Here is a 25,390-nt window from a genome sequence, read left to right as displayed (position 1 = left end):
GGGAGCGACATGAGCACCACCGAGACCACCACCGGCACCACGACCCGCGCGACGCCGCGCGCCGTCCGCCCCCTGCACACCGGCTGGAGCCTGCGCAGCACCGCGGGCCCCGTGCCTCCCGAGATCGCGGCCGTCGACGTGCCCGCGACCGTCCCGGGCACGGTGCACACCGACCTGCTGGCGGCCGGCCTGATCGTCGACCCGTACCTGGACGCGAACGAGCACCTGCTCGCCTGGATCGGCCAGGCCGACTGGTCGTACGCGACGACGTTCGACTGGCGGCCCGACGGGCACGACCGTCACGAGCTGGTCTTCGCGGGCCTCGACACCGTGGCCACCGTGCTGCTCAACGGCGAGGTCGTGGCCGAGACTCGCAACATGCACCGCACCTACCGGGTCGGGGTCGACGGGCGGCTCCGCGAGGGGTCGAACGACCTCGAGGTGCGCTTCGGGTCGCCCGTGGCCTACGCCGACGCGCAGAGCCTGGCGCTCGGCTACCGGCCGCACGTGAACCACCACCCCTACAACGCGATCCGCAAGATGGCGTGCAGCTTCGGCTGGGACTGGGGGCTCGACACGGCGACCTCGGGCATCTGGAAGCCGGTGACGCTCGAGTCGTGGTCGTCGGTGCGGCTGGCGTCGGTCCGACCGGTCGTGACGGTCGACGGGGCGCGGGGCGTCGTCGACGTGCACGTCGACCTCGAGCGCGCCGGGGTGTCGGTCGGGGACGCGGCCGAGCCTGTGATCGTCCGGGCGACCGTCGGGGACGTCACCCAGGAGGCGCGGGTCGAGCCGGGCGCGGACTCCACGGTCGTGCAGGTGGTCGTCGACGACCCCGAGCTGTGGTGGCCGCGGGGTCACGGCGGGCAGCCGCTCCACGACGTGACGGTCTCGGTGACCGGGGGAGGGGACGGGGACGCGGGCCGCGCCTCCTCGGGGGGTGACGGCGACGGGGTCGACGCGACCCGCGCCTCCTCGGGTGACGGGGAGGGGGCGGGTGACGTGCTCGACGAGTGGTCGTCGCGGATCGGGTTCCGCACCGTCGAGGTGCAGGTCGAGCCCGACGAGGTCGGCACGAGCTTCACGGTGGTGGTGAACGGCGAGCCGCTGTGGATCAAGGGGGCGAACTGGATCCCCGACGACGCGTTCCCGCACCGCATCGGACGCGACCGGTACCGGGACCGCATCGAGCAGGCCGAGTTCGGCAACGTGAACCTGCTGCGGGTGTGGGGTGGCGGCATCTTCGAGTCCGACGACTTCTACGAGCTGTGTGACGAGCGCGGCATGCTCACCTGGCAGGACTTCCTCTTCGCCTGTGCCGCCTACGCGGAGGAGGACCCGCTGCGCGGCGAGGTCGAGGCCGAGGTGCGCGACAACGTGACGCGGCTCATGACCCACCCGAGCCTGGTGCTGTGGACGGGCAACAACGAGAACATCTGGGGCCACGACGAGTGGGGCTGGGAGCGCCGGCTCGACGGGGCGACCTGGGGGCTGGGCTACTACCTCGACCTGCTGCCGGCGCTGGTGGGCGAGCTCGACCCGGGGCGTCCGTACGCGGCGGGCAGCCCCTGGTCGGGCAGCCTCGACGTGGCGCAGAGCGACCCCGACCACGGGTCGGTCCACCTGTGGGAGCAGTGGAACCGCAAGGACTACCCGACGTACCGCGACGTCGTGCCGCGCTTCGTGGCCGAGTTCGGCTGGCAGGGGCCGCCCACCTGGTCGGCGATGACCCGGGCGATCCACGACGAGCCGCTGACGCCCGAGTCGCCCGGCATGATCGTGCACCAGAAGGCCATGCAGGGCAACGACAAGCTGACCGACGGCCTGCTGGCGCACTACCGGCTGCCCGACGAGATCGAGGCGTGGCACTGGGCGATGCAGCTGAACCAGGCGAACGCGGTGCAGGTGGCGCTCGAGCACTTCCGCTCGCACGCCCCGCGGTGCAGGGGAGCCGTGGTGTGGCAGATCAACGACTGCTGGCCGGTGACGTCGTGGGCCGCCGTCGACGGCGACGGGCAGCGCAAGCCGCTGCTCTACGCGATGCGGCACGCGTTCGCCGACCGGCTCGTGACGATCCAGCCCCGGGACGGCGGCCTCGCGGTGGTCGTGGTCAACGACACCGAGGAGGCGCTGGCCGGCCCGGTCACGGTGCGTCGCGTCGCGTACGACGGTCGCGTCCTCGCCTCGGAGCAGATGTCGCTCACGGTGGCGGCCCGCGACACGGCGACCGTGCCGGTGCCCTCGGCCGTCGCGGCGTTCGGTGCTCCGGAGTCGGAGCTGCTCGTGGCGTCGGTGGACGGGGTGACCCGCGGGCTGTGGTTCCCGGTCGAGCCGCGGGACTCGGCGCTCGCCGCGGCGTCGCTGTCGACGTCGGTGACCGCGCTGGGCGAGGTTTCGGGCTACCGGGTCGAGGTGACGGCGGGTTCGCTCGTGCGTGACCTGGCCCTGCTCGTCGACAAGGTCGACCCTGCCGCGACCGTGGACGAGATGCTCGTGACGCTGCTGCCGGGCGAGGCGGCCGTGTTCATGGTGGCGTCCGACGTGGTGGGCGTGGGGGAGGAGTTCGTCACGCAACGGGTGTTGCGTACCGCGAACGAGTTGGTCGGGTGAGGGAGGCCGTCGTCCGGGGCGGGGGAGTCCGGCGAGGAATCGTCGGCTCCTTGTTATAGTCAGGTGCGCTGTGGCCGAGATCCGTGACCGAGTGCTAGGGGAGCGAGCCGCATGAGCGACATCTTCACGCTGACGCCGGACGAGGGCGACGGTGGCGAGCCGACGCCGCAGAAGAAGCGCAGGCGGCGTCGTTCGAAACCGGTCATCGCTCTGATCACGCTGGCGTCGGTGCTGGTGGGGGTCATCGTGATCGTCGGGGTCGTGGGCGGCGTCTACGCGTCGCGGCTGGCGAACTCGTTCAACGACAACGCGACGAAGATCGAGCAGGCCTTCCCCGAGGAGTCGACGCGTCCGGCGCCGGCACCCGACGGGGCGATGAACATCCTGCTGATGGGTTCGGACTCCCGCGCCGACGCGACGACCATCGACGACCCGTCGTCGTCGGACCAGCGGACCGACTCGATGATGCTGGTGCACGTCGACGCCGACCGCGAGAACGTCTACGTGATGTCGATCATGCGCGACCTCTACGTGCCGATCCCCGGCCACGGCTCGAACAAGATCAACGCGGCCTTCGCCTACGGCGGCTCACCCCTGACCGTGCAGACCGTCGAGCAGCTACTCGGCGTCCGGATCGACCACGTGGCCATCATCGACTTCGAAGGCTTCAAGGGCATGACCACGGCACTGGGCGGGGTCGACGTGTTCTCGCCGCAGGCGTTCTCGACGAAGACAGGCTTCTCGTATCCGGCGGGTCTCAACAAACTCGAGGGTGACGCTGCGCTGGCATTCGTGCGTGAGCGCTATGCCTTCGCCGACGCCGACTTCACTCGCGTCAAGAACCAACAGGCGTTCGTCAAGGGCTTGGCCAACACCATTCTCAGCCGTTCTACCTTGACCGACCCGGGCAAGATCTCGGCCTTCGTCACAGCGATGTCGCCGTATCTGACCGTCGACAAGGAGTTCGACATCGGAACGATCGCCTCGCTCGGCTTCAGCCTGCGCTCGATTGACGGCTCGAAGATGCACTTCTTCACCGTCCCGACGGCCGGCACCGGCTCGATCGCCGGGCAATCGATCGTGAACGTTGATCAACCCGGCCTCGACGCCGTCAAGGCGGGGCTAGCAAACGATTCGCTGAATAACGTCCCCAACGCTCAGTAGGTGACGGGTCACAGCCTGAGGTCAGAGCACGTCCAAAAAGGCCTGCCGGAGTTCTCGTAGCCGCTCCGAGGCGGTGTGGAGCTCGTCGGTCAAGCGTTCCTGCGCGGATACGGGTGACCGTGTCAGCCATGGACCGGGCTGGTCATCAGTGCGCGTGCTCTCCGGCCAACTCTCTGTAGTGACGACTCCGCGGAGCGTGCTCGTCAGTTTGTCTTGGCCTGCTTCGGTGAAGGCCACCGGCAATGCGCCGCACTGCATGCCCATGATCAATGCGTGTAGACGATTGCTCAACACGTGCAGAGATCGACGGTAGATGCCCCTGACGACCTCGTCTTGCTGGAGGTGAGTCCTGTCCTCCCATAAGGCTGTTCGAACGCCCAACAAGTTACCGAGTTGACGGTGTTGGGGGTCGTCGCGGCGTACCTGAGAGACAAGAACAGGTTCCAGCGCCTCAGCGCGCGCCGTTTCGACCAGACGTGACAGGAGCTCGAGCGGAACGGCTCTATCGCTACGAAATGAGAGGGCGAGTAGGTTGCGATCCCCCTCAGAAGGCGACGTGTCGACGTGCGCAAAGGCCATGTCCGGGTGTTGCCGGAGGTTGAGGCCAATGGCCTGGGAAGAAAGGTCGTCTCTCACGGTATAGAGAGAAAAAAGCTTGATGAGGAACCTGTCGAGCACACGCCCGAGCGAGAGGCCGCCTCGCAATGATCTACCGACGGCGACAGCCGATCCCCCTCGGCTCCGAACGGCCAGAACGTTGACGAGGTTGATGAGCGATCGAACGGCCAAGGCTGCGGGCCCGAAGATTTGAGGCCCAGGCGCCAGGACGAGGGTCGCCCGTCCTCGGCACGCTGCGAATAAGAGTCTGCGTTCGAAGGAGACACTTCTCGAATGGATTTCGACGTCCGCCAGGTTGCCGAAACCCGCCAGGTAGTCCGAGGGCATAGGCCCGACGAACACGACGAGGGGACGGCCGCTGTCCTTCAGCCAATCGAGGACGGTCTTCCGAATCTCGATGTCTCCCAGATTGTCTGGTTGAGCCGAGACGCTGTAGAAGATGGGCCGAAGTCGGGACATGGGTTCTTCCTAGGGGTTCTTGGTCGTACGAAGGTGGCGGGGTAGCCGAAAGGAGAGGCCCAGCGCCTGGACCAGGAAGGACAGCGCGAGCCCAGCGCCCGCCATCGTCGCACCGCCGACCGCAGCGCCTATGGAGACGGAGACGAGGCACAGTGCGCTCGTCGTAGCAGCGACCGTGCCCACGTAGGGAGCATCGCCCCAGCCCTGAAGCGACGCACTCAGCAACGACGACCCCGCAGCGAAGACGAGTCCGACGAGAACGATCTGCACGGCAGGGATCGACGCGCTGTACGACTGTCCGAGGACGACGGGAATGCCCCAGGGAACGATGACGGCCAGGACGACATAGATGAGGGTCATCACGAGGACGACGTACAGGGTGAGCCCGAGACTCCGGCGCCTGACGGACACATCGTTGGCTCGTGTCGCATTCGGAAGCAGGACGGCCGCCAAGGACGTCGGCAGGATGCGAAGTGGCCCGGTCAGTCGTGCAGCGGCGGCGTACAAGCCGCCTTGCGCAGGTCCCGCGAATGCCGCGACCAACGTGGTGTCCAGATTGCGGAACTGGGTTGCGAAGGAGTTCACGTAGAAGGGCCACGATGCTGTGAGCGTCTCATGCCATCCCGCCCGCGGCACGACGGGATCGACGTGCCGGCGAACGTAGCGGTGGGCTGTGGCGACGGACACGAGCCCTGCGATGGCGGCTGCCAGACAGTAGGCGAGGACCGGCTCAGCGTCCGTAGAGAGAACGAGGACAACGAATACGAGGATCGTGCCCGTGCGCCGACCCACGAGGTTCAGTGTGTTCACGCGAGCATCGCCGTCAGCCAAGGCGACGCCCAGCCGCACGTCGGCGTTGCGCTCCGCGGCCATCGCCACCGCCAGGGGAATGAAGACCCAGAGGGTCAGGGGGGTCGCGATTGACAGACAGAAGAGAACGAGGATCGAGAAGGTACCCATGGCGATCGATGTCGCGTTGTTAATATGCAGAGCCATCGAAATCTTCCCGCTGTGCGGTTCGTTCGCCCTTTCCCTGACCACGTAGGTGCCGAGACCCAGGTCGAAAGCGTTCTGCAGGACGACTCCGATGCCGAACACGGCTGAGAAGAATCCAAAAGTAGCCGGGTCGGTGGAACGGGCCAACACCACGAGAATCGCAGCCTGGAGCACGGCGGCAAGGATTCGACCCCCGGCGACCCAGACGAACTGCCGTTTCACCGTCGCGCTCGTGCGGGCCGACGCGGTGTATCTCGTCGTGGTCTCGGAAAGTGTTCCGTGGACGTCTCGTCTGACGTCGCCCTCGTGACCCACCAGCCGGCCATGAGTGAAAAGCCCATGTACAGCCACATGAGTCGGTTTCCGACGATGTCACTGGAGAACTGTGCACTGGCGACCGTGTAGACGAGAACGACGAAGATTACCGAGAACCATGAATCGACTTTGGCTGCCCTCCAGGCCTGGACGAAGCATGCAGCGAACAGTGCCGTGACCGCCACGAGAGCAAAGACGCCGCCCTCGACGAGGATCTCCAGGAACACGTTGTGAGCGTAGAGACTCTCTTCGTCGATGGCCCTGAAGTCGACGATGAACTGACCCAGTCGTCCCCAACCGATACCCATGGGGTTGGCGAAAGCTAGGTGCAGGGTCTCGGTGTAGAGGTCGGATCGACCGGAATCCGATGCTGTGGTCAGACGCGTAAGACCGGCACTGTCAGAGAAAACGATCGCAGCCACTGCCGTCAAACCGGAGAGCACGATCAAGATTGTTGTCCTCGGCGCCAGACGCTTGGTGCGCGCCAGGAAGAACACGAGACCCGCGAGCGCCACCGCGGCAGCGACCAGGGGCCCTCTGCTCCCCGTCGCCACGACTCCGACCGCTGTGACGGTGGCTGTGACGACGGCTCCGAGAATGAGCAGGGGACTCCTGACGATGCGAACGATGACCAGCGTCAGCGTGACCACCAGCACGAATCCCGCGACACGTCCTATGCCGATCGGGTTCAGCCCCAAGAAGACGAGACGGCCGCCAACATCCTGGGTGCCGAAGATCTGGGCCGCCACGCTGAAGAATGCGCCGACGATGATGGCAGCCACGGTGAAGTTCCTGATGAACGTCGGCGGATGCCTGACCGCGGCGCAAGCGACGAACAAGATCAGGATTACCAAAATGGCCTGAGCTTTGGTCAGCCCGTAGGCCGTCGGGGGACCCACAAGAAAGCCAGGGATGCACGCGACTGAGAAGGCGGCGGCAGGCCACCACATACCGGCTCGAGCCAGGACGAGGCGGAACTGGTAAAGGATGACTAGGCCGCAGAGGGCCAGGGTCAGAAGCAGATAGTCCGTCGGCAGCAGGTCTTGGACGACAACGGGGAGGACGAGATTCCCCAGGCCTGCCAACAGCAGAGCCAACGCCAGAGCAGGCTGTCGTGGATTGTCGGTCGTCGGTTTGGTCACTGGCCGACCACCTGACGTGCCTTCACTCGCGAGGCGATGCGGAAGGCCTGTGCTTCCGGCGTCCATCTGGCCTGGACTTCATCCTGTGCCGCCCGGGCCACCACCGCTGGGGACTGGCGCTTCTTCATGACCCAGAATGCGATTGCGTCAGCCAGGGCAGATACATCATCACGCGGGTATCGAGCTCCCGTGACACCGTCGATGACTGCTTCAGCTTCTGGCATTTGCCCGTAGATATCGTCGTCTGTGATGACGGGCACACCGTGAGCCAAGCTCTGGATCACGGTCAGCCCTGCTGCAGCAGGAAGCACGGTCACGTCCAACGACTGATAAAGGGACTCGATGTCCTGTCGCGCGTATACCGCACCCAGGAAGTCGATGTGGACTCCAAGAGTTCGAGCCAGGTCGGTCAAAGCTTTCAGTTCGGGGCCTTCGCCCGCGAGCACCACTCTGACGGGGCATCCACGGTCGGCCAGCGACGCGGCTGCTCGGATGAGGAGATCAAGGCGTTTGGGAGGGGTCAAGCGCACGATGGCGCCGATAGTGGCGTCGCTGGTAGGAGCGAGGCGCAGCCCTTCAGCAGAAGGCGACGTGGTCAGTTGTTTCGAACTGTGGTGACTGTTGTAGATGACCGTCATCCTGTGCTCGGGGTAGCCCATTGCGGCGCCAAGAGCCAGACCTGTGTTCCCGTAGATGAGTAGTTCATTCGCCAGCTTGTAGAACGCAAGCCGGAACACGCGCAAGACGCCAGTCTCGGGCCTGTGCCACCCGATCGTCCAGAAGAACACAGTCTTTCGACGAAGACGAGCCGCGGCGGCCGCTAGCCAGGTGCTGATCGACCATGCGTCGCCCAGGAACACGACCGAATCGTACTTTCCGAACATCGCGATGCGAATTGCAGCGCCCTGCCAGCTGAATCGCCCGGCGTAGATCGTCTCTGCCTTCTTGTGACGATCGACCATGGAGGGTGGCGTGCTTTCTATGCCGGCACGCCCGGCGGTCCCAGATACGAACGTCACCTCGAGACCGTCTGTCTTTTCTAGCTCGCTGAATACCCCGTACCGGTAATGGACGAGGAATGGATAGACGACCAGAAGGCGAAGAGGTCGCATCACAAGCGACCTCGGCGGGGCCTTTTCGCTACTGCCGGCCTACCGTACGCCACGACGTCACGAGGCAGATCATGGGTGACCAGCGAGCCGGCGCCTACGACCGTGCCTCGACCTATCGTGACGGGCCCCAAGATGATCGTGCCGTAGCCGATGAGGTTGTCACCCTCGAGAACCACTTTCGCCGGTGGCGACGAGGGGAAATCTTGGATCGTCCGTTCCGAGGCGTCGAAGGGGTGGTCGTTTCCTACGATGGCCACGTGTGACGAGATCATCACGTCATCTCCTACGCTGAGTTTGGCGTGGTTGACGAAATCGGCTCCGATGTTGACCCGCGAACCGGCCACGAAACTGCCTGAACGTGCTGAACGAGCGCGCGGTCCTATGACGAAGTTCTTGCCCCAACGGGCCCGACCGAGTGAGCTGAGTCCGAAAGTCATCCTCCGTGCGAAGCGCACGGAGGACACGAGAACACGTGACAAGGTCACGAGCCGGTTCCCCGGATGCCGAGTCGGTGGTGGTGCGACGGTGTCGTGGACAGAATCATCGAGACGACCCGGTGCGACGTGTTCTCGACCATGTAGGCCGCTGGCGTGTCGTCATGGGCAGCAGTTTCACCCTTCGTGCTCAGCGCGTAAGCGGAAGTCCGGATGATCGACTCCTCGTCTGCTCCCGTGAGAAGGATGCTGCCGGTATCTTGTGCCTCTGGCCTCTCGATTGCGTCGCGCAACGTGACCGCGGGGAAGCCGAGAACGGACGCTTCTTCGGCGATCGTCCCGCTATCGGACAGCACCAGCGCGGCAGAAGATTGCAATGCGAGGTAGTCGTGGAAGCCGAAGGGCTTGTGGAAGCTCAATCCTGAGAAGCGAGTGCCCAATGACTCGACACGCTTCCTCGTGCGCGGGTGGGTGCTGACGAGTACAGGCAGCCCATGCAGTGTGCCCAGCTGCTCCAGCCCGCGCAGGATGGATTCGAGGCGCGCCGCATTGTCCACGTTCTCTTCTCGGTGAAGGCTGACCAAGAAGTACCCGTTGCGGGTGAGTTGCTCCGCCTCGAGGACTGTGCTCGCAGCGACGCCTGCTCGGTTTTGCTGGATCACTTCCCGCATGGGCGAACCGGTCAGCATTACTCGTGACGGGTGCAGGCCCTCGGCCAGCAGGTTGCGCCGCGCGTGCTCGGAGTAGACGAGGTTGTAGTCGGCCACGTGGTCGACGAGCCGCCGGTTCGTCTCTTCGGGGACGTTTTCGTCGAATGAGCGGTTGCCGGCTTCCATGTGAAAGACCGGTATCTTCATCCGTTTGGCGATGACCGCCGAGATGCTGCTGTTCGTGTCACCGAGCACCAAGAAAGCATCGGGTCGCTCCTCGACGAGTACTCTCTCGATCGCAACGAGCACGCTACCCAGCACGGCACCGAGCGACGACGTGTCGGCTTCGAGGAAGTGGTTCGGCGGACGCAGCCCGAGGTCCTCGAAAAAGACCTCGTTGAGCTCGTAGTCATAGTTCTGGCCGGTGTGTACCAGCACATGGTCGACGTGCTCGTCGAGGCGCTTGATGACGGCTGACAGCCGGATGATTTCAGGGCGCGTTCCCACGACGGTAACGACTTTGAGACGAGGAGTGGGGGCAGTCATACGATCTCCGGGATGGTGTCGGGGGCTTCAGGGTCGAAGATCTCGTTCGACCAAAACATGGTGAACAGCAGGTCGTCGCCGGTGTTGGTGATGGAGTGGGCCCAGAAGGTGGGCATGTCGACCGAACACGGTGCCGTGCCGTCGACGGTGACGGTGACCACCTCGTCCGAGAACAGGCGCCGCAGCCGGATTTCGGCCGTTCCGGCCACCACGGTGAAGCGCTCCATCTTCCGCCGGTGGTAGTGCTGACCTCGAGTCACGCCGGGCGCCGTCGTCGAGAACGACGTCTGCCCCGATCCGCCGTGTGACCGGATCACCTCGGTGAAGCTGCCTCGGGCGTCGGTGTTCTGAGTCAGGGGGATGACGTGCGAAGCCTCGAAGGCGAACGACCGGTAGGTGTTGAACAAGTCGCGCTCGAAGTCGGACGCCAGCACGGGCACGTCGCCCTTCGAGTACGCCGAGGCAAATCGCGACAAGGTCGCCAGCAACTTCGACACCGTCGTCGTCGTCGCCCGGGCGAGCACGTCTTCGGCCCCGTCGATGCCGACGAGCGCCTCGGCGGCGTGCTGCGCGTGCAGCAGGCTCAGTTCGCGGTCGACGTCGACCGAAGGGGTCTCGCCGCGGCTCAGCAGGTGGCAGAACGTCGCCGTCACGGCGTTGTAGAAGGGGCGTCCGTGCTCGCCGAACAGGTTCGGGAGGTGCACGTCGACGAAACGTGCCCCGACGTCCACGGCAGCGTCACGGATGATGCGTGCCGCCGCCTCCTTCGCCACGCCATAGGTCGAGCCGTTGCCGACCTGGGTGGAGTTGGCGAAGACGATGGAGGCCGGCGCCACCTCGGCGGCGCGGACGACCCGGGCGGCCTGCTCGGCGAACAGGACGTTTCCCGCGTGGACCTCGTCATCCGTGCCACGGTTGACACCCGCGATGAGGACGAGTCGATCACTGCCCGAGACGGCCTCCTCCGCCAGCCGAGCATCGAATCGATCGCCGACGGCGAACGGATGGACGACGGGTTCACCCAGCGAGTGGAGGAGGGCGCGGGTGTGCCACCCCAGGAAGCCACCGGCCCCCGTCATCGCGAGCTTCACGCGGTGACCTCGGGGTGGTGGATGCCCGCGAGGGCCAGCTCCGAACGTACCTCGGGCAGGGCCAGGAGCATCGCCTCGACATCGGTCACCGTCATGCGGTCGACCGTGTGGGAGTCGTAGTCGGAGTACTCGACCTGCTCGGGGTCACCCTCCTCGAAGAACGCGCCGTAGTTCAGGTCGCGCTTGTCCGCCGAGATGCGGAAGTAGTCGCCCATGTCCTCGGCGCGGGAGAGTTCTTCACGGTTGGCCAGCGCCTCCGAGACCTTCTCGGCGTGACGGGTGCCGATCACGGTGACGCGACGCTCGCTCTGGAAGATGTTGATGACCGCCTGGGCGAGGTCACCCATGGTGCAGGCCGCCGCCTTCCGGATGAAGAGGTCGCCCTGATGAGCGTTCCGGAAGGCGTGCTCGACGAGGTCGACGGACGACGGCAGGGACATCATGAACCGGGTCATCGACGGGTCGGTCACCGTGAGGTCCTTGCCCGCCTTGAGCTGCGAGATGAACAAGGGGATCACCGAGCCGCGCGAGTACATGACATTGCCGTAGCGAACGCACGACACCGTGGTCACGGCGTTCGGGTTGTTCAGGCCGTGTGACTGCGCGACCTTCTCCATCATCGCCTTGCTCATCCCCATGGCGTTGACCGGATAGACGGCTTTGTCGGTGCTGAGGCAGACGAGCGACTCGACGCCCGCTGCCTCGCTGGCCCGGACGACGTTCTCGCTACCGAGCACGTTGGTCTTGACCGCCTCGATGGGGAAGAACTCGCATGAGGGGACCTGCTTCAGGGCAGCGGCGTGGAACACGTAATCGACGTCGCGGACGGCCCGCTCGACGCTCAGGTGGTCGCGGACGTCGCCGACGTAGAAACGGACCCGGGCGTCGCCCAGGTCGTGACGCATCTGGTCCTGCTTCGCTTCGTCCCGGCTCAGGATGCGTACTTGACTCACGTCGCTCGAGAGCAATTTCTGCGCCACGGTTCGTCCGAACGACCCAGTTCCACCGGTGATGAGCACCGACTTGCCGGCATAGTCCTTATTTGTCGTCATGGGGCTCATTCTTGGTTCTCTTCTTTCATAACGTGCGCCGGATCGGTCTGCTGTGTCGTCCTCCGGGACGCTTGCAAAATGGCTTCGATTGACGAAATGCCTGCCGCTTCCGACATGTATTCTTCATAGAAACGCCGTGCCCGCGCGGCCAACGTCGCTCTCTCAGCCTGCGTCATGGCGGCAGCGCGCCGGATGGCACCGGCGAGGGATCCTGGGTCGTTCGGCGAGGCGGACAGGCCGAGGCCCTCTCGTTCCACGAGCTCGGTCACATCACCGTGCACGGTCGTGATGACGGGCACGCCCGTGGCCAGGGAGTTCTGCAGCTTGGACGGGATCGTGCCGCGAAAGATATCCAGACCCTTGAGAGTGACGAACTGAAAATCGCTGCGTGCGTTGAGAGCCCTCATGTCGCCGGCATCGAGACGACTCGTGAACGTGATGCGGGCGCCGGGGTGCTGGGCCGCCCGTTGACGCAGGTCGGCTTCCATCACACCGCTACCCGCAATTACGAGTTCGATGTCGGGGACGTCTGCGCACAGTGCGAAAGCGTCGATCAGACCCAAAAGGTCTTGCATCTCGCCTAGATTTCCGGCGTAGACGAACGTCGTCGAGTTCGCTGTCGCCCCTTCGCGCTCTGAGCCGAAGGAATCATCGGTCTCGACCACATCGGCCGGAGCCCAGTTGTAGACAACGCTTGAGTCAGTAGATCGCGCACCGCGGGAGCGCAGCATCGAGAGCATCGTCGGAGCGATGCCGACGACGTGTGCAGCCCGACCATAAGTCGTTGTCAACCACGGCGTGAGGATGCGCCGAATGATCGCAGTGACGCGACGGTCCACCATGCCGGAGTCGACGATCGACTCGGGCCAGAGATCTTGAACGTGCAGTACGTAGGGTGTGCCGAAAGCCCTGTTCCACAAGAGCGGGCCGATGCTCGCCGTCATCTGGGTCGCATAGACGTACACGACGTCAGCTCGCCTGGCGAGGCCAAACCGGAAGGTCGAGCTGAACGCGAACGATGCGTAGTTCAGAAGACGACCAACGGCCGAGCGGCTGTGACTGATGATCAAGGGCACCCGATGAACCATCACGCCGCCCTGACGTTCGGTATGGCGGAGCCGCTGTTTGTAAGTGGGAAAAAGCTCGCCATCGGGGTAATTCGGCCAACCCGTCAGCACTTCGACGTCATGCCCTCGTCGGCTCAACTCGTCTGCCAGGGTGATCGGGATCGATACCCGTTCTGGTCTGAAGTACTGGCTGACGATGAGGACGCGGAGTGGGGGCGAAGCTGTACTGCTGGTCATCGCGCTGGCACCCCCATGACGACTTTGCCGGCCGGAACGTCTCGGGTGACGCAAGCACTCGCCCCGACCACGGCTCCGGCACCGATGGTCAATCCCTGCAAGACGACCGAGGCGGCGCCGAGCAATACTTCTGCCCCGACGTCGACCGCCCCGGAGACCACGGCTGCCGGATTGACTGACACAGCGCGGCCCAGCACGGCGTCGTGGCCGATGGTCGCATTCGGGTTCACGTGAGTGTGAGGCCCGATGATGACGTTCGCCGACACCACGGCGCCAGCGCAGATGACGACACCGGACTCGCAGATCGTCCCGGTTCCCAGAATGGCTTGAGGGTGGATCAGCGCCGCAGCAGGCTGTGTCGTTTGGGGTATGCGGTCGGCGATGCCTGCTCGAACTCGCGGGTCGCCGATGGCGATGACGTAGGCGTCGAACGGTTCCGTCAGATGCCCCTCGAAGAGATCCTGGACGCTCCCGAGAACGACGACACCCCGCAGTGCAAGGATGCCGACTGCATGCGGACTCGGATCGTCGTCGAGAACGCCGAGGACGTGGAAGCTTCCGGGGGTCGCGTCCTCCAGTGCGTCGATGACGTCGAGAGTCTCTCGGGCAAATCCTCCTGCACCGATCACGACCAAACGAACGGTCATGCGGGCGCCCCGGGAGAACCGCGGAATTCGTCTGTGGTGACCGAACCCACGGCCGTCACTCCGTCGCGACGAATCACTCGGATGAGGGTCCAGGCCAGTATGCCCAGATCACCGAAGAACGACCTGGTCTCGACGTAGCGCACGTCGAGCTCGAGCTTGTCCGCCCACGAGATCGCGTTGCGGCCGTTGATCTGCGCGAGTCCGGTCACGCCGGGGCGGACGTCGTGACGACGAGCCTGCCTGGGGGAGTAGCGCTCGAGGTAGCGAACGAGCAAGGGGCGCGGCCCGACGAGGCTCATGTCGCCCCGCAGGACGTTCCACAACGTGGGCAGTTCGTCGAGGCTCGTCGAGCGCAGGGTGGCTCCGAAAGCGGTCATGCGGTCCTCGTCCGTCACCAGGCCGCGAGACTCGTCGACGGGCAACATGGTGCGGAACTTGACGAGGTGGAATACCTTGGCACCCTTGCCCGGGCGCGCCTGGACGAACAGCACCGGCCGCCCCAGGCGTCGGGCGATGACGGCGGCCAACACGAGTTGGACGGGGGCGGTGACGAGCAGCCCGACACCGGCGACGGCGACGTCGAGCGCCCGCTTGGCGATTCGATCTGCGAGCCCTGACTTCATGCGGCGTCCAAGAAGGACTGGATGCGGGCGTGGACGCGTTCCCGCTGCCCGGCGTCGAGAGCCGAACCGCTCGGCAACGTCAACCCGCGCTCGAAGAGTCGCTCTGAGGCGCCCGTCACGCGCGCACGAGCCGACGCGAAGACCGGCTGCAGGTGCATGGGCTTCCACAACGGTCGCGACTCGATCTGAACCTCGGCCAACCAGGCCGACAGATCGGCCGGCGCCCATCCGGTGACCGAACGGTCGACGAGGATCGACGTCAGCCAGACGTTGTCGAGTTCGTCGCCGTCGCGACCGAAGATCTCGACACCCTCGACCCCGGCGAAGAGCGAGGCGTACAGCTCACGCATCTCCCGGCGCCGGGCGATCATCTCGTCGAGCCGGGTCAGCTGTGCCCGTCCAAGGGCCGCCAACAAGTTGCTGAGACGGTAGTTGTAGCCGATCTCGGTGTGCTCGTAGTGGACGACGGGCTGTCGCGCCTGCGTCGACAGGTAGCGCACGCGCTGTGCCAGGTCGCCGTCGTCGGTCAGCAACATGCCGCCGCCCGACGTCGTCATGATCTTGTTGCCGTTGAACGAGACCACGGACGCATCACCGAACGACCCGGCGGCACGTCCTCGATGGGATGCGCCGAGCGACTCCGCTGCGTCGGCGAGCAGTCGCACGCCGTGGCGATCGGTGAGCTCGGTGATGGCGGTGTAGTCGACGGCCTTGCCGAGCAGGTCGACGGGCACGACCGCGCCCACTCGTTCGCCCGAGGCCGTGAGCTCGTCGAGAACACTGGCGAGCAGACCCGGGTCCATGTTGCCTGTCTCGGGGTCACAGTCGACGAAGTACGGCTCGGCGCCCGTGTATGCGATGGCGTTCGCCGTCGCGGCGAAGGTCATCGACGACGTGGGCACGACGTCGCCCGGCCCCACGCCCCAGGCGACGAGAGCGACGTGCAGGGCCGATGTCCCCGAACTGAGGGCGACGCCGTGCCCGACCCCGACCCGCTCGGCGACGTCGCGCTCGAAGGCGTCGACGTCGGGCCCCAGGGGTGCGATCCAGCCGCCCGCCATGGCCGCCAGGACGTATTGCTGTTCGAGCTCGCCCACGTCGGGCGAGCTCATGTAGATCCGTTCGGTCACTCGGGAACTTCCTGTTTCGGGTCGAGCGCGAGCTCCGCCGTCCACGGGCCCACGTGGGCGTGCACGCCGTCGAGCTGCGACGGGTGCAGCGCCGGCACGGTGGTGTGCGAGATCTTCGGGTGCACGGGCCGGTTGTCGCTCTCGCCGAGGCCGACGAGCTCCTCGTGCATCTTCTCGCCCTCGCGCAGGCCCGTGTAGACGATGCCGATGTCCCGGCCCGACATGGCGATCATGCGTTCGGCGATGTCGAGGATGCGCACGGGCTCGCCCATGTCGAGGATGAGCACCTCGCTGGGCGAACCAATGCCACCCGCCTGAACCACGAGGTGGCACGCCTCGGGGATGGTCATGAAGAACCGCGTCACGTCGGGGTGCGTGATCGTCAGCGGGCCACCGGCCTCGATCAGCGAGGTGAACACCGGCAGCATCGACCCACGGCTGCCCAGCACGTTGCCGAACCGCACCGACAGGTAGCGGGCACCGGTCTCGTCGGCGGTCCAGGCCGTGAGTCGCTCGGCCAGGCGCTTCGAGTGCCCCAGCACGCTCGTCGGGTTCGCCGCCTTGTCGGTCGAGATGTTGACGAACGTCGTCACCCCGACGGCCTTGCTCGCGTCGAGCACGTTCTGGGTGCCGAGCACGTTCGTCTTCCACGCCTCGTCGGGGTACTGCTCGAGCATCGGCAGGTGCTTCAGCGCCGCCGCATGGAAGACCACCTCGGGTCGACGGTCCTCGAAGATCGCTCGCAGCGCCTCCGGGTCCCTGATGTCGGCCAGCACGACCTCCTTGGTGTCGAGCAGGCCGTTGCCCGAGATCGACAGCTGCGACTGCTGCAGACCGGTCTCGTCACGGTCGAGCATGATCAGCTCGGCGGGGCCGAACTTGGCGATCTGGCGGCACAACTCGCTGCCGATCGACCCGCCGGCTCCCGTGACGAGGACGCGCTTGCCCGCCAGGTAGCCCGCGATCGACTCGACCTGCGTGTCGACCGGGTGACGGCCGATGATGTCCTCGATGGCGATGTCGCGCACGTCGCCGAGCCTCGACTTGCCCTCGAGGATCTCGTCGAGCAGCGGGAGGACCATCACGCGGAGTCCGGCCTCGGCGGCCCGGTCGGTGACGTCCTGCAGCAGGGGGGCGTCGGCCTTCGCGATGCCGATGATGATCGCCTTCGCCCCACTCCGCTCGGCGGCGGCGACGAGGTCCTGTCTCGTCCCGAGGACGCGCACGCCCTCGATGCGCAGGCTCGACCGCGTGCGGTCGTCGTCGATCAGGCCGACGGGGAGGTACGGCGAGGCCGGGTCGGTCAGCATGCGGCGGACGAGGTGGTTGGCGAGACGACCCGCTCCGAAGATGAGCGTCGGTTGGGCACTCTCGCCGGGGCGGCTCTGCGTCTCGACGTAGAGCCGGGCCACGTAGCGCAGGGCTCCCATGAAGACGAAGACGACCGGCATGGCGATGAACACGGTGCTGCGCGCCAACATGATCTCGGTCCCGATCGCGAGGACGGGGATGCCGACGATCAGCCCGGTCGCGACGACCACAGCGACGATGGTGCGCACCTCGGCGAAGCTGCCCGGCACGAACCGGCGACGATAAAGCCCCGTCGCGTAGCCGAGTGCCGCCCCGACGACGACCGTCACGGCGGCGACGCCGAAGACCGCCGACCAGGTGACGTCGCCGTACCAGAAGTCGTAGCGCAGCGACACGGCGAAGAAGATCGCGACGACCCACGAGAGGGCGTCGAGCCCCACCTGCAGGGCGGTCCGTCGCGCCGGCGAGGCCATGAACCGGTCGATCACCAGGTCACCCCGCCGTCCGTCGACACCGACACGACGTCGTCGGCCCAGAGCCAGACCGCCGCCGCCGAAGCCGAGAGCGCGATCGCTCCGGGCGTCTCGGACGACGCCGGCGCGCAGCCCACGGTCGTCGCGGCCGCGCCCGACGCGGTCGGCGGCGTCACGACGGCGGTGCCGTCACAGTCGGCGACACCGGTCGAGGCGACCAGGTACGAGCCCGAGGCGGCCGTGATCGCGACGGCGCCGTCGACGACGGTGCCCGCGTCCCAGGTGCTCGCGCCGTCGCCGGTGCGGAAGAACGTCCGGTCGCTGCAGAGCACCCCGGCCTCGGCGTCGCTCACGACCGCGAGGTCGACGACGGTCGGGCACGGGGCCGCACGGTCACCCGAGGGGGAGTGAACGGTGCCGGGCGCGGTCCGGGCGACGTACCACGACGCCGCCAGTCGCTCGGGGTAGTCGCGGTACTCGGCACCCCCGCTGAAGGTCTGGGCGAACGCCGGCGCGCAGTCGTCCCCGGCGGGGCCGACGACGAAGGCCGACGACGCGTCCGTCGCCTGCAGGCGGTCCAGCCCGGCGAGGGAGCCACCGGTCTCGACCGACGTGGCCGACCAGGTGGCGCCTCCCGACGTCGTCTGCTCGACGACGGGCGCCGACGCGACGGTGCCGGGGGTGCAGCTCGCGGCCTGCGCGCGCCACGCGGTGCCCGCGTCGACGACCGACAGGAGGCGCGTCGGCGTCACGGCCTCGGCGGCGGTGGTGGGGGTCGCGGTGGGCGACGGCGTGCTCTCGGTCTCGACCGGGCGAGGCGTCGACGTGGCGGCGGGCTCGGCGTCGGCAGCCAGACCAGACGGTTCGCGGTTCAGGGCCAGGGCGACGAGTCCGAGGTCGACGAGGACGAAGGCCCCGATCCCGATGATGGCCAGGCGGCGGCGGGCGCGTGCTCGCGAGCCCCTCTTGCGGCGTGCGTCGGGCATCAGCGGTCACCCCCGTCGAGGGCGGCGGCGCGGGTCAGCACGTCGACGAGCACGTCGGCCGCGGGCACCAGCTGGCGACCCGACTCGGTGAACGTCTCGTCCGACCGGCGGTAGGGATCGACGACGTCGTCGTCCAGTGCGTCGTCCGGTGCCTCGACCGTGCCACGGCGGGAGGCCAGCAGGGCCACGGTCGCACGCAGTCGGTCGGCCACGGTGGACGCGTCGGCGGGCAGGGCGTCGACCAGCTCGGCGTCGGTCACGTCGCGGGCGAGGCGGGCGGCCTCGCGCAGGGTGAACGTGTACCGGCTGGCGCGGGGGTGCATCGAGACGACGGCCCGGCGGTGTTCGCGGGCGAGCGCCACGACGAGGTCGGCGTCGCGGACGTCGCGCTCGAACAGGAACCGGGCCCGGTGGCCGTCGGGCTCCAGGTCGAAGGACCGGGCGAGGGCCCGGGCCTGGTCGGGCATGACGTCGTCGTCGACGGCCATGGTGCCGGCGCTCGACACGGTCACGTCGTCCCACGACGAGAGACCGCGGCGGAGGTACAGCTCGGCCAGGGGTGACCGGCAGATGTTGCCGGTGCAGACGGTCAGCAGCGAGAAGGTGGTCGAGGTGCGGCGGGGGATCACGAAAGACACGGGGCCGCCTACTTCGCCGAGCGCGAGCTCGTCTTCGGGGCCACGGGCAGGTCACCGACGCCTGCCTCGGGGGCGTCCTGCTCCATGCCGTAGTACGCCCCGTAGTTGCCGTAGCCGTAGGCGTCCGGCCCCTTCGTCGGCAGCATGGTCAGCACGATGCCGTGCACCTTGCTGCCGATGTGCTCGAGGTTGCGCAGCGCGGACTGCAGCTCGTTGCGGGTCGTGCGGCCCGCGGCCGACACGACGATCGCCCCGCCGGTCAGCTTGCTGAGGATGGCCGCGTCGGTCACCGGCAGCAGCGGAGGCGCGTCGATCAGCACGTAGTCGAACGACGTCGTCAGCGATTCGATCAGCGACGACATCGCCTTCGAGCCGAGCAGCTCGCTCGGGTTCGGGGGAACGCGGCCGGCCGGCAGCACGTACATCGTGCCGCGGCCCCAAGGCTGCAGGACGTCCTGGAGGTCGGCCCGACCGATCAACACGTCGGTCAGGCCGACGACGCCCTCGAGCCCGAGGGTGTCGGCCAGGCGCGGCAGGCGGAGGTCGCCGTCGACGACGGCCACCGTGGCACCGGTCTCGGCGAGGGCCACCGCGAGGTTGGCCGTCGTGGTCGTCTTGCCCTCGCCGGGCAGCGACGAGGTGACGACGAAGCAGCGGCTGGCCGACTCGACGTTCACGAACTGCAGGTTGGTCCGCAGGGTGCGGAACGACTCGGCGCGCGGGTTGCGCGGGTCGACGTGCACGATCAGCGGGTGCTTCTTCGCCCCGGGGTCGTAGCTGATGCCACCCACGATCGGCGCATCGGTGACGAGCTCGACGTCGTGCGAGCCGTGGATGCGGGTGTCGAGGGTGCTGCGCAGCACGGCCGCTCCGACGCCGAGGGCGAGGCCGATCAGGAGGCCCAGGCCGAGGTTCAGCGTGGTGCGCGGGGTCGAGGGGGCCGAGGCGACCGACCCGGGGACGATCGTCGCGATCTTGACCAGGCTCGCGCCTCCACCGGTCGGCGTCTCGAGCTCGTTGACGACGACGTCCGTGAGGGAGGCGCCCACCGCGTTGGCGACGTCGGCGGCGCGCTGGGCGTCGGTGTCGGTGACCGTGATGTTGATCAAGACGGTGTTCAGGGGCGACTCGGCCGTGATCTTCGAGGCGAGGCCCGCGGCCGTGGTGTCGAGGCCGAGCTGGTCGATGACCGGGTCGAGCACCGCGTCGCTCGTCACGACGTCGACGTACGACCGGACCTTCTGCTGGGCCGCGCTGCTGCCCTGCACCGCGTCGACCGTGGTCGACGAGTCCTGCGCCTGCACCGAGACGAACAGCCGGGTCGACGACACGTAGGTCGGCGTGGCCAGGATCGAGCTCAGCGCCCCGGCGGCGAGGCCGACGAGCGTGAGGGCGGCGATGAAGATCCAGCCCTTGCGGAGAATGCGGATGTAGTCACGGAGTTCCACGTGGCTGAGGTCCTGTCCTGATCGGGTGCGGGCACCGCGGCAGGCACCCCGGCAGTCGTCGCACGGACCATGCCTCCCGGCACCCTGATGGCTCCCCGCGACTCTGCGCCGTGACCAATACTCACACACGGGACGGCCAGACGGGGTACATATGTTGCCCGATCCGGCGAAGTGGCCCCCGAACGGGGGTGCGGGGGGCCGTACCGCGACACCCGTCGCTGATCGTCCGCCTGAACGCTGGCTGTGATTCGGGCGCACCACCCGACCCGCGCAATAGCCTGCCGACGACGGGCACGTCCCGTGCTCGCTCGTGATCAAGGAGGATCACCATGGCAACGAATCACGCGGTCGCCTACAAGGGCCCCGGCCAGGTCGAGGTCATCGACGTCGACTACCCGACCTTCGAGCTCAAGGACGGCCCGGGCGTCAACCCGGCCAACGTCGGGCGCAAGGTCAACCACGGCGCGATCCTGCGCACGGTCGCCACCAACATCTGCGGTTCCGACCAGCACATGGTCCGCGGCCGCACCACCGCCCCGACGAACCTCGTGCTCGGCCACGAGATCACCGGCGAGGTCGTCGAGGTCGGCCCCGACGTCGAGTTCATCAAGGTCGGCGACATCGTCTCGGTGCCGTTCAACATCGCCTGCGGCCGGTGCCGCAACTGCAAGGAACGCAAGACCGGCATCTGCCTCAACGTCAACCCCGACCGCCCCGGCAGCGCCTACGGCTACGTCGACATGGGCGGCTGGGTCGGCGGCCAGGCCGAGTACGTGCTCGTGCCCTACGCCGACTGGAACCTGCTCAAGTTCCCCGACGCCGACCAGGCCATGGAGAAGATCCTCGACCTGGCGATGCTGTCCGACATCTTCCCGACCGGCTTCCACGGTGCCGTCACCGCGGGCGTCGAGGTCGGTTCGACCGTCTACGTCGCCGGAGCCGGCCCCGTCGGCCTCGCCGCCGCCACCGGAGCCCTGCTGCTCGGTGCCAGCGTCGTCATCGTCGGCGACATGAACGCCGACCGCCTCGCCCAGGCGCGCAGCTTCGGCTGCGAGACCGTCGACCTGACCAAGGGCGAGCCGGGCGAGCAGATCGACCAGATCCTCGGCGAACCCCTCGTCGACTGCGCCGTCGACGCGGTCGGCTTCGAAGCCAAGGGCCACGGAGGCGGCTCGGGCGAAGAAGCACCGGCCACCGTGCTGAACTCGCTGATGGACATCACCGCGGCCGGTGGCGCCATGGGCATCCCGGGGCTCTACGTCACCGGCGACCCGGGCGGCATCGACGCCGCCGCGCAGAAGGGCTCGCTGTCGCTCAGCCTCGGCACCGGCTGGGCCAAGTCGCTGTCGTTCACCACGGGCCAGTGCCCGGTGATGAAGTACAACCGGCAGCTGATGATGGCGATCCTCCACGACCGCACGAGCATCGCGAAGAACGTCCACGCCCAGGCGATCAGCCTCGAGGACGCCCCGCGCGGCTACGCCGAGTTCGACCAGGGCGCGGCCACGAAGTACGTCCTCAACCCGAACGGCCTGATCAAGGCGGCCTGACCCTCGTCGCCACCCGCGCCTCCTCGGCTCTCGGTCCCCTCGACCGACGGAGCCGGGGAGGCGCGGGTCGGCGCACCCGCGCCCCCCGCGTTCCGCAGGCACCCGCGTCGTTGCAGGCCGTGCACGGTGTATGACGGAACGATCCCATGACGAAGACATCCGACACCCCTGCCCCGGGAGGCGCCGACGCCGCCCGCCCCGCCTCCGGCCGCGCCGCCCGCTCCGACGAAGAACGCCAGAAGTGGCGCGCCTTCGCCGTCTGCGTCGGCGTCGCCGCCCTGACGATCCTCGACTTGTCGAAGGTCAACGTCGGCCTGCCCAGCATCGAGGCGTCGCTCGGCGCCGGCCCCACCGCCCTGCAGCTGATCGTCGCCGGCTACGCGCTCGCCTTCGGCCTCTCGCTCGTGCCGTCCGGCCGACTCGGCGACCTCAAGTCGCGCCGCATGATGTTCGTCATCGGCCTGACCTCGTTCACCGTCGCGAGCCTGCTCTGCGCCCTCGCGCCGACCATCGAGTTGCTCGTCGCCGCGCGCATCCTGCAGGGCGTCGCCGCCGGAATCCAGATGCCGCAGGTGCTCGGGCTCATCCAGCAGCTCTTCCAGGGCAAGGAGCGCGGTCGCGCGTTCGGCTTCTTCGGCGCCATCATCGGCGTCAGCACGGCGTTCGGCCCGACCCTCGGTGGTCTGCTCATCGCGATCGGCGGCCCGGAGGACGGTTGGCGCCTGCTGTTCTGGATGAACATCCCGCTCGGCCTGATCGCCATCTTCTTCGCCCTGAAGCTGCTGCCGAAGACGCGGACGGCCCCCAACGGCCACAACGAGCTCGACCTGTTCGGCATCGTGCTGCTCGGCCTGACGATCTTCACCCTGATGCTGCCGTTCGTGCTGACCACCGGACAGGGCGACGACCCGCTGCGCTGGCTCTTCCTGATCGGTTTCGTCGGCTTCGGCGCCGCGTTCGTCTGGTGGGAGCAGCGCTACAAGGCCCGGGGCAAGTCACCCGTCGTGCACTTCAGCCTGTTCTCGCTCGCGTCGTACCGCAACGGCACCCTGATCGCGACGGTCTACTTCTGCGCCCTGCCCGCGACCTTCCTGCTGACGACCCTGTACCTGCAGCAGGGGCTCGGCCTCGAACCCGTCTACGCCGGCATGGTCACCATCCCGTTCGCCCTGACCAGTGCCGTCGCGGCGTTCTACGGCGGACGCCTCGTCGACCGGTTCGGCCGCAGCCTCGTCGTCCTCGGGCTGGTCCTGGTCGCGGTGGGCTTCGTCGCCCTGCTGCTCGCGGCCGTGCTCACTCCGCGCGACAGCACGCCCTATGCCATGGGCATCGGCATGCTGATCGCCGGCACCGGCGGCGGCTTCGTCATCTCGCCCAACCAGACGCTGACGCTGGCCGAGGTGCCCGTCGAGATGGGCGGCGTCGCCGGTTCGATGGGGCAGGTCGGCCAGCGGGCCGGCACGGCCATCGGCACGGCGGCGGCGGTCTCGACGTTCTACTCGGTCATCGCCGGCTCCGGGGGAGCGGACGGGGCGAACCTCGACGTCTACCACGAGGCGTACCGCAACGGCTTCTTCGTCACGATCGCCCTGGTGTCCGTGGCGCTCGTGCTCGGGCTGATGGACCTGCGCGCCCGCAAGAAGGGGCGCGTGGGCGAGGGGGCCGCGGCCTCGTAGCCGGCGATCGCTGTCGGGGAGGCGACCCGCGCCTCCTCGGGTGGCCGCGACTCCCGGGTCGTCGGACCGTCGGGCGGCGGATCGTGGCGGATCGTCGGGAGGCGAGCCGCCGGGTGACGGTCGGGTCAGAGGCGGGCGAAGGCCTCGACGACGTAGCTCGTGACGTCGACCTGACGCGTGGTCGGCAGGGCGATCGAGGCGGGGTCGATCGAGCCGGCGACCGTGCTGGTGGTGGCGGAGACGGAGACGGCGGGCGTGACGAACATGATGGGCCTTTCGATCGGCTGGTGACGCGGTCGGTGACGCGGTTGGCGAGGCCCGGCCGCCCGTGCAGGGACACGGGCGGCGGGGCCCCTGACGACCCTGCCCGAGCTGCTCGGTGCCCCTGTGCGGAGCCGGTGACGTCGTGTGATCAGTCAAGCCGCCCGCACGTTGCGTGAACATAAGCGCAGGGCTGAGTCGCCCTCCGTCGCAGGGATGAACCTCGGCCGCCGGTGCCGGTCAGGCAGGAGGCGCGGCCACGACCCCGAGGACGCTCTCGTGCAGCAGTCCGTTCGTCGCCATCGCGGTGCCGTGCCAGGGCCCCGGCCGGCCGTCGGCACTGGTGAAACGTCCGCCGGCCTCCTCGACGACGACCGCCACGGCCGCCATGTCGTAGGGCTGCAGGTCGAACTCGCCCGCGACGTCGAGCGCGCCCTCGGCGACGAGCATGTACGACCAGAAGTCGCCGTACGCCCGCGTCCGCCAGACGCGGCTCGTCAGGTCGAGCAGTTGCGGCAGGCGCCCGGCGTCGATCCAGTACTCGAGCCCGTTGAAGCTCAGGGACGCGTCGGCCAGGTCGCGCACGCCCGACACCCGCAGCGGCCCGTCATGTTCGGTCGAGAACGCCCCGCCGCCCTGCGTCGCCCACCAGCGCCGGCCGAGCGCGGGAGCACTGACCACGCCCACCACGGGCACCCCGTCGACGACGAGCGAGATCAACGCCGCCCAGACCGGCACCCCGCGCAGGAAGTTCGCCGTGCCGTCGATCGGGTCGACCACCCACTGGCGGTGCGAGGGAGCGTCGTGGCCGTACTCCTCGCCGTAGAAGGTGTCGTCGGGCCGCGCGGCGGCGACCCGGTCGCGGATCGCCCGCTCGACGGCCTGGTCGGCGTCGGTCACGTGCGAGCGGTCGGGCTTGAGCGACACGTGCAGGTCGGCCGACCGGTACCGCTCGGTGCTGATCGCGTCGGCCAGGTCGGCCAGCTCGAGCGCGAGCGCCAGGTCGTCCGCCCAGGGCGTCCCGGTGGATCGGTCGGACGAGGAGGCGCGGGTCGGCTCGGCAGCATCGGTCACCCCGTCAGCGTACCCAGCCCGCCCTGCTCGACCGCGCCCTGTCCGCCGGCCCGGCCCGCGCCTCCTGCACCCACCGCACC

General features: G+C 67.8%; 23 protein-coding genes. 4 read left to right on the top strand and 19 right to left on the bottom strand.

Translation table 11 applies throughout. From position 1 onward, the window contains the following. The first annotated feature begins 9 nt into the window (after window positions 1-9). A complete protein-coding gene (locus tag IFT36_RS05620; RefSeq protein ID WP_200412625.1) occupies window positions 10-2,610 on the top strand; it encodes a glycoside hydrolase family 2 protein in 2,601 nt (866 codons plus the stop codon). Between the two features lie 59 nt (window positions 2,611-2,669). On the opposite strand, the gene IFT36_RS05615 is transcribed toward IFT36_RS05620, so the two are convergent. Next, on the bottom strand, window positions 2,670-2,855 hold the full coding sequence (locus IFT36_RS05615; protein WP_158612846.1) for a hypothetical protein: 186 nt from the start codon (window positions 2,853-2,855) through the stop codon (window positions 2,670-2,672). 16 nt (window positions 2,856-2,871) lie between these two features. Here IFT36_RS05615 and IFT36_RS05610 point away from each other — a divergent pair, with 16 nt between their 5' ends. Then, window positions 2,872-3,774, top strand: a complete 903-nt coding sequence (locus IFT36_RS05610) for an LCP family protein (RefSeq protein WP_200412624.1) — start codon at window positions 2,872-2,874, stop codon at window positions 3,772-3,774. Window positions 3,775-3,795: 21 nt separating this feature from the next. Here the strand turns inward: IFT36_RS05610 and IFT36_RS05605 are convergent, their stop codons facing one another. The 16 genes from IFT36_RS05605 to IFT36_RS05530 form a co-directional block, all read right to left on the bottom strand. Continuing rightward, window positions 3,796-4,851, bottom strand: a complete 1,056-nt coding sequence (locus IFT36_RS05605) for a polysaccharide pyruvyl transferase family protein (RefSeq protein ID WP_200412623.1) — start codon at window positions 4,849-4,851, stop codon at window positions 3,796-3,798. 9 nt (window positions 4,852-4,860) lie between these two features. After that, window positions 4,861-6,069 (bottom strand): oligosaccharide flippase family protein, encoded by a 1,209-nt coding sequence (locus IFT36_RS05600; RefSeq protein ID WP_200412622.1) that lies wholly within the window; start codon window positions 6,067-6,069, stop codon window positions 4,861-4,863. After that, a complete protein-coding gene (locus tag IFT36_RS05595) occupies window positions 6,066-7,304 on the bottom strand; it encodes an O-antigen ligase family protein (protein ID WP_200412621.1) in 1,239 nt (412 codons plus the stop codon). The genes IFT36_RS05600 and IFT36_RS05595 overlap by 4 nt, the downstream gene beginning before the upstream one ends. Further along, a complete protein-coding gene (locus IFT36_RS16875) occupies window positions 7,301-8,323 on the bottom strand; it encodes a glycosyltransferase family 4 protein (protein ID WP_207114179.1) in 1,023 nt (340 codons plus the stop codon). Before IFT36_RS16875 ends, IFT36_RS05595 begins: the two co-directional genes overlap by 4 nt. A 92-nt stretch (window positions 8,324-8,415) precedes the next feature. Further along, window positions 8,416-8,688, bottom strand: a complete 273-nt coding sequence (locus tag IFT36_RS17080; protein WP_374058388.1) for an LbetaH domain-containing protein — start codon at window positions 8,686-8,688, stop codon at window positions 8,416-8,418. Between the two features lie 209 nt (window positions 8,689-8,897). Beyond that, window positions 8,898-10,046: a non-hydrolyzing UDP-N-acetylglucosamine 2-epimerase gene (wecB, locus tag IFT36_RS05580; RefSeq protein ID WP_200412618.1), complete on the bottom strand. Its 1,149-nt coding sequence runs from the start codon at window positions 10,044-10,046 to the stop codon at window positions 8,898-8,900. Beyond that, window positions 10,043-11,137 carry a polysaccharide biosynthesis C-terminal domain-containing protein gene (locus tag IFT36_RS05575; protein WP_200412617.1) on the bottom strand — a complete coding sequence of 365 codons (1,095 nt, stop codon included), beginning with the start codon at window positions 11,135-11,137 and terminating at the stop codon, window positions 10,043-10,045. Before IFT36_RS05575 ends, wecB begins: the two co-directional genes overlap by 4 nt. Then, window positions 11,134-12,189, bottom strand: a complete 1,056-nt coding sequence (locus tag IFT36_RS05570) for an SDR family NAD(P)-dependent oxidoreductase (protein ID WP_200412616.1) — start codon at window positions 12,187-12,189, stop codon at window positions 11,134-11,136. Before IFT36_RS05570 ends, IFT36_RS05575 begins: the two co-directional genes overlap by 4 nt. 5 nt (window positions 12,190-12,194) lie before the next feature. Further along, window positions 12,195-13,493 (bottom strand): glycosyltransferase family 4 protein, encoded by a 1,299-nt coding sequence (locus IFT36_RS05565; protein ID WP_200412615.1) that lies wholly within the window; start codon window positions 13,491-13,493, stop codon window positions 12,195-12,197. After that, entirely contained in the window at window positions 13,490-14,140 is a 651-nt protein-coding gene (locus tag IFT36_RS05560) for a NeuD/PglB/VioB family sugar acetyltransferase (RefSeq protein ID WP_200412614.1), read from the bottom strand. Before IFT36_RS05560 ends, IFT36_RS05565 begins: the two co-directional genes overlap by 4 nt. Next, window positions 14,137-14,763 carry a sugar transferase gene (locus IFT36_RS05555; RefSeq protein WP_200412613.1) on the bottom strand — a complete coding sequence of 209 codons (627 nt, stop codon included), beginning with the start codon at window positions 14,761-14,763 and terminating at the stop codon, window positions 14,137-14,139. Before IFT36_RS05555 ends, IFT36_RS05560 begins: the two co-directional genes overlap by 4 nt. Then, complete coding sequence (locus IFT36_RS05550) at window positions 14,760-15,893, bottom strand: DegT/DnrJ/EryC1/StrS family aminotransferase (protein WP_199736196.1); 1,134 nt, start codon at window positions 15,891-15,893, stop codon at window positions 14,760-14,762. The genes IFT36_RS05555 and IFT36_RS05550 overlap by 4 nt, the downstream gene beginning before the upstream one ends. After that, window positions 15,890-17,692: a polysaccharide biosynthesis protein gene (locus IFT36_RS05545; protein WP_307785032.1), complete on the bottom strand. Its 1,803-nt coding sequence runs from the start codon at window positions 17,690-17,692 to the stop codon at window positions 15,890-15,892. The genes IFT36_RS05550 and IFT36_RS05545 overlap by 4 nt, the downstream gene beginning before the upstream one ends. Further along, entirely contained in the window at window positions 17,689-18,663 is a 975-nt protein-coding gene (locus tag IFT36_RS05540) for a hypothetical protein (protein ID WP_200412612.1), read from the bottom strand. Before IFT36_RS05540 ends, IFT36_RS05545 begins: the two co-directional genes overlap by 4 nt. Next, complete coding sequence (locus tag IFT36_RS05535; protein ID WP_200412611.1) at window positions 18,663-19,301, bottom strand: arsenate reductase/protein-tyrosine-phosphatase family protein; 639 nt, start codon at window positions 19,299-19,301, stop codon at window positions 18,663-18,665. The genes IFT36_RS05540 and IFT36_RS05535 overlap by 1 nt, the downstream gene beginning before the upstream one ends. An 8-nt stretch (window positions 19,302-19,309) precedes the next feature. After that, the gene (locus IFT36_RS05530; protein WP_056046057.1) at window positions 19,310-20,749 is read right to left on the bottom strand and encodes a tyrosine-protein kinase domain-containing protein; all 1,440 of its coding nucleotides are present in this window, start codon (window positions 20,747-20,749) and stop codon (window positions 19,310-19,312) included. Between the two features lie 329 nt (window positions 20,750-21,078). Here IFT36_RS05530 and fdhA point away from each other — a divergent pair, with 329 nt between their 5' ends. After that, window positions 21,079-22,299 (top strand): formaldehyde dehydrogenase, glutathione-independent, encoded by a 1,221-nt coding sequence (gene fdhA / locus IFT36_RS05525; RefSeq protein ID WP_056046055.1) that lies wholly within the window; start codon window positions 21,079-21,081, stop codon window positions 22,297-22,299. 146 nt (window positions 22,300-22,445) lie between these two features. Beyond that, a complete protein-coding gene (locus IFT36_RS05520) occupies window positions 22,446-23,975 on the top strand; it encodes an MFS transporter (protein WP_200412610.1) in 1,530 nt (509 codons plus the stop codon). 125 nt (window positions 23,976-24,100) lie between these two features. Here the strand turns inward: IFT36_RS05520 and IFT36_RS05515 are convergent, their stop codons facing one another. Both IFT36_RS05515 and IFT36_RS05510 read right to left on the bottom strand, forming a co-directional pair. Then, a complete protein-coding gene (locus IFT36_RS05515; RefSeq protein ID WP_157485316.1) occupies window positions 24,101-24,241 on the bottom strand; it encodes a hypothetical protein in 141 nt (46 codons plus the stop codon). Window positions 24,242-24,476: 235 nt separating this feature from the next. Continuing rightward, a complete protein-coding gene (locus IFT36_RS05510; RefSeq protein WP_207114183.1) occupies window positions 24,477-25,238 on the bottom strand; it encodes an inositol monophosphatase family protein in 762 nt (253 codons plus the stop codon). Window positions 25,239-25,390 lie beyond the last annotated feature (152 nt).

The organism is Frigoribacterium sp. CFBP 13605 (assembly GCF_014839405.1).
Classification (GTDB): Bacteria; Actinomycetota; Actinomycetes; order Actinomycetales; family Microbacteriaceae; genus Frigoribacterium.
Note: the sequence above shows the minus strand (reverse complement) of the source record. Positions and strands in the feature narration are given on the sequence as shown.

Excerpts from the sequence above, each read along its gene's own strand:
- IFT36_RS17080 (WP_374058388.1), bottom strand. The coding sequence starts at position 8,688 with ATGATCTCGTCACACGTGGCCATCGTAGGAAACGACCACCCCTTCGAC.
- IFT36_RS05565 (WP_200412615.1), bottom strand. The coding sequence starts at position 13,493 with ATGACCAGCAGTACAGCTTCGCCCCCACTCCGCGTCCTCATCGTCAGC.
- IFT36_RS05615 (WP_158612846.1), bottom strand. The coding sequence starts at position 2,855 with ATGACCCCCACCAGCACCGACGCCAGCGTGATCAGAGCGATGACCGGT.
- IFT36_RS05570 (WP_200412616.1), bottom strand. The coding sequence starts at position 12,189 with ATGACGACAAATAAGGACTATGCCGGCAAGTCGGTGCTCATCACCGGT.
- IFT36_RS05620 (WP_200412625.1), top strand. The coding sequence starts at position 10 with ATGAGCACCACCGAGACCACCACCGGCACCACGACCCGCGCGACGCCG.
- IFT36_RS05515 (WP_157485316.1), bottom strand. The coding sequence starts at position 24,241 with ATGTTCGTCACGCCCGCCGTCTCCGTCTCCGCCACCACCAGCACGGTC.
- wecB (WP_200412618.1), bottom strand. The coding sequence starts at position 10,046 with ATGACTGCCCCCACTCCTCGTCTCAAAGTCGTTACCGTCGTGGGAACG.
- fdhA (WP_056046055.1), top strand. The coding sequence starts at position 21,079 with ATGGCAACGAATCACGCGGTCGCCTACAAGGGCCCCGGCCAGGTCGAG.
- IFT36_RS05605 (WP_200412623.1), bottom strand. The coding sequence starts at position 4,851 with ATGTCCCGACTTCGGCCCATCTTCTACAGCGTCTCGGCTCAACCAGAC.
- IFT36_RS05560 (WP_200412614.1), bottom strand. The coding sequence starts at position 14,140 with ATGACCGTTCGTTTGGTCGTGATCGGTGCAGGAGGATTTGCCCGAGAG.
- IFT36_RS05555 (WP_200412613.1), bottom strand. The coding sequence starts at position 14,763 with ATGAAGTCAGGGCTCGCAGATCGAATCGCCAAGCGGGCGCTCGACGTC.
- IFT36_RS05520 (WP_200412610.1), top strand. The coding sequence starts at position 22,446 with ATGACGAAGACATCCGACACCCCTGCCCCGGGAGGCGCCGACGCCGCC.
- IFT36_RS05540 (WP_200412612.1), bottom strand. The coding sequence starts at position 18,663 with ATGCCCGACGCACGCCGCAAGAGGGGCTCGCGAGCACGCGCCCGCCGC.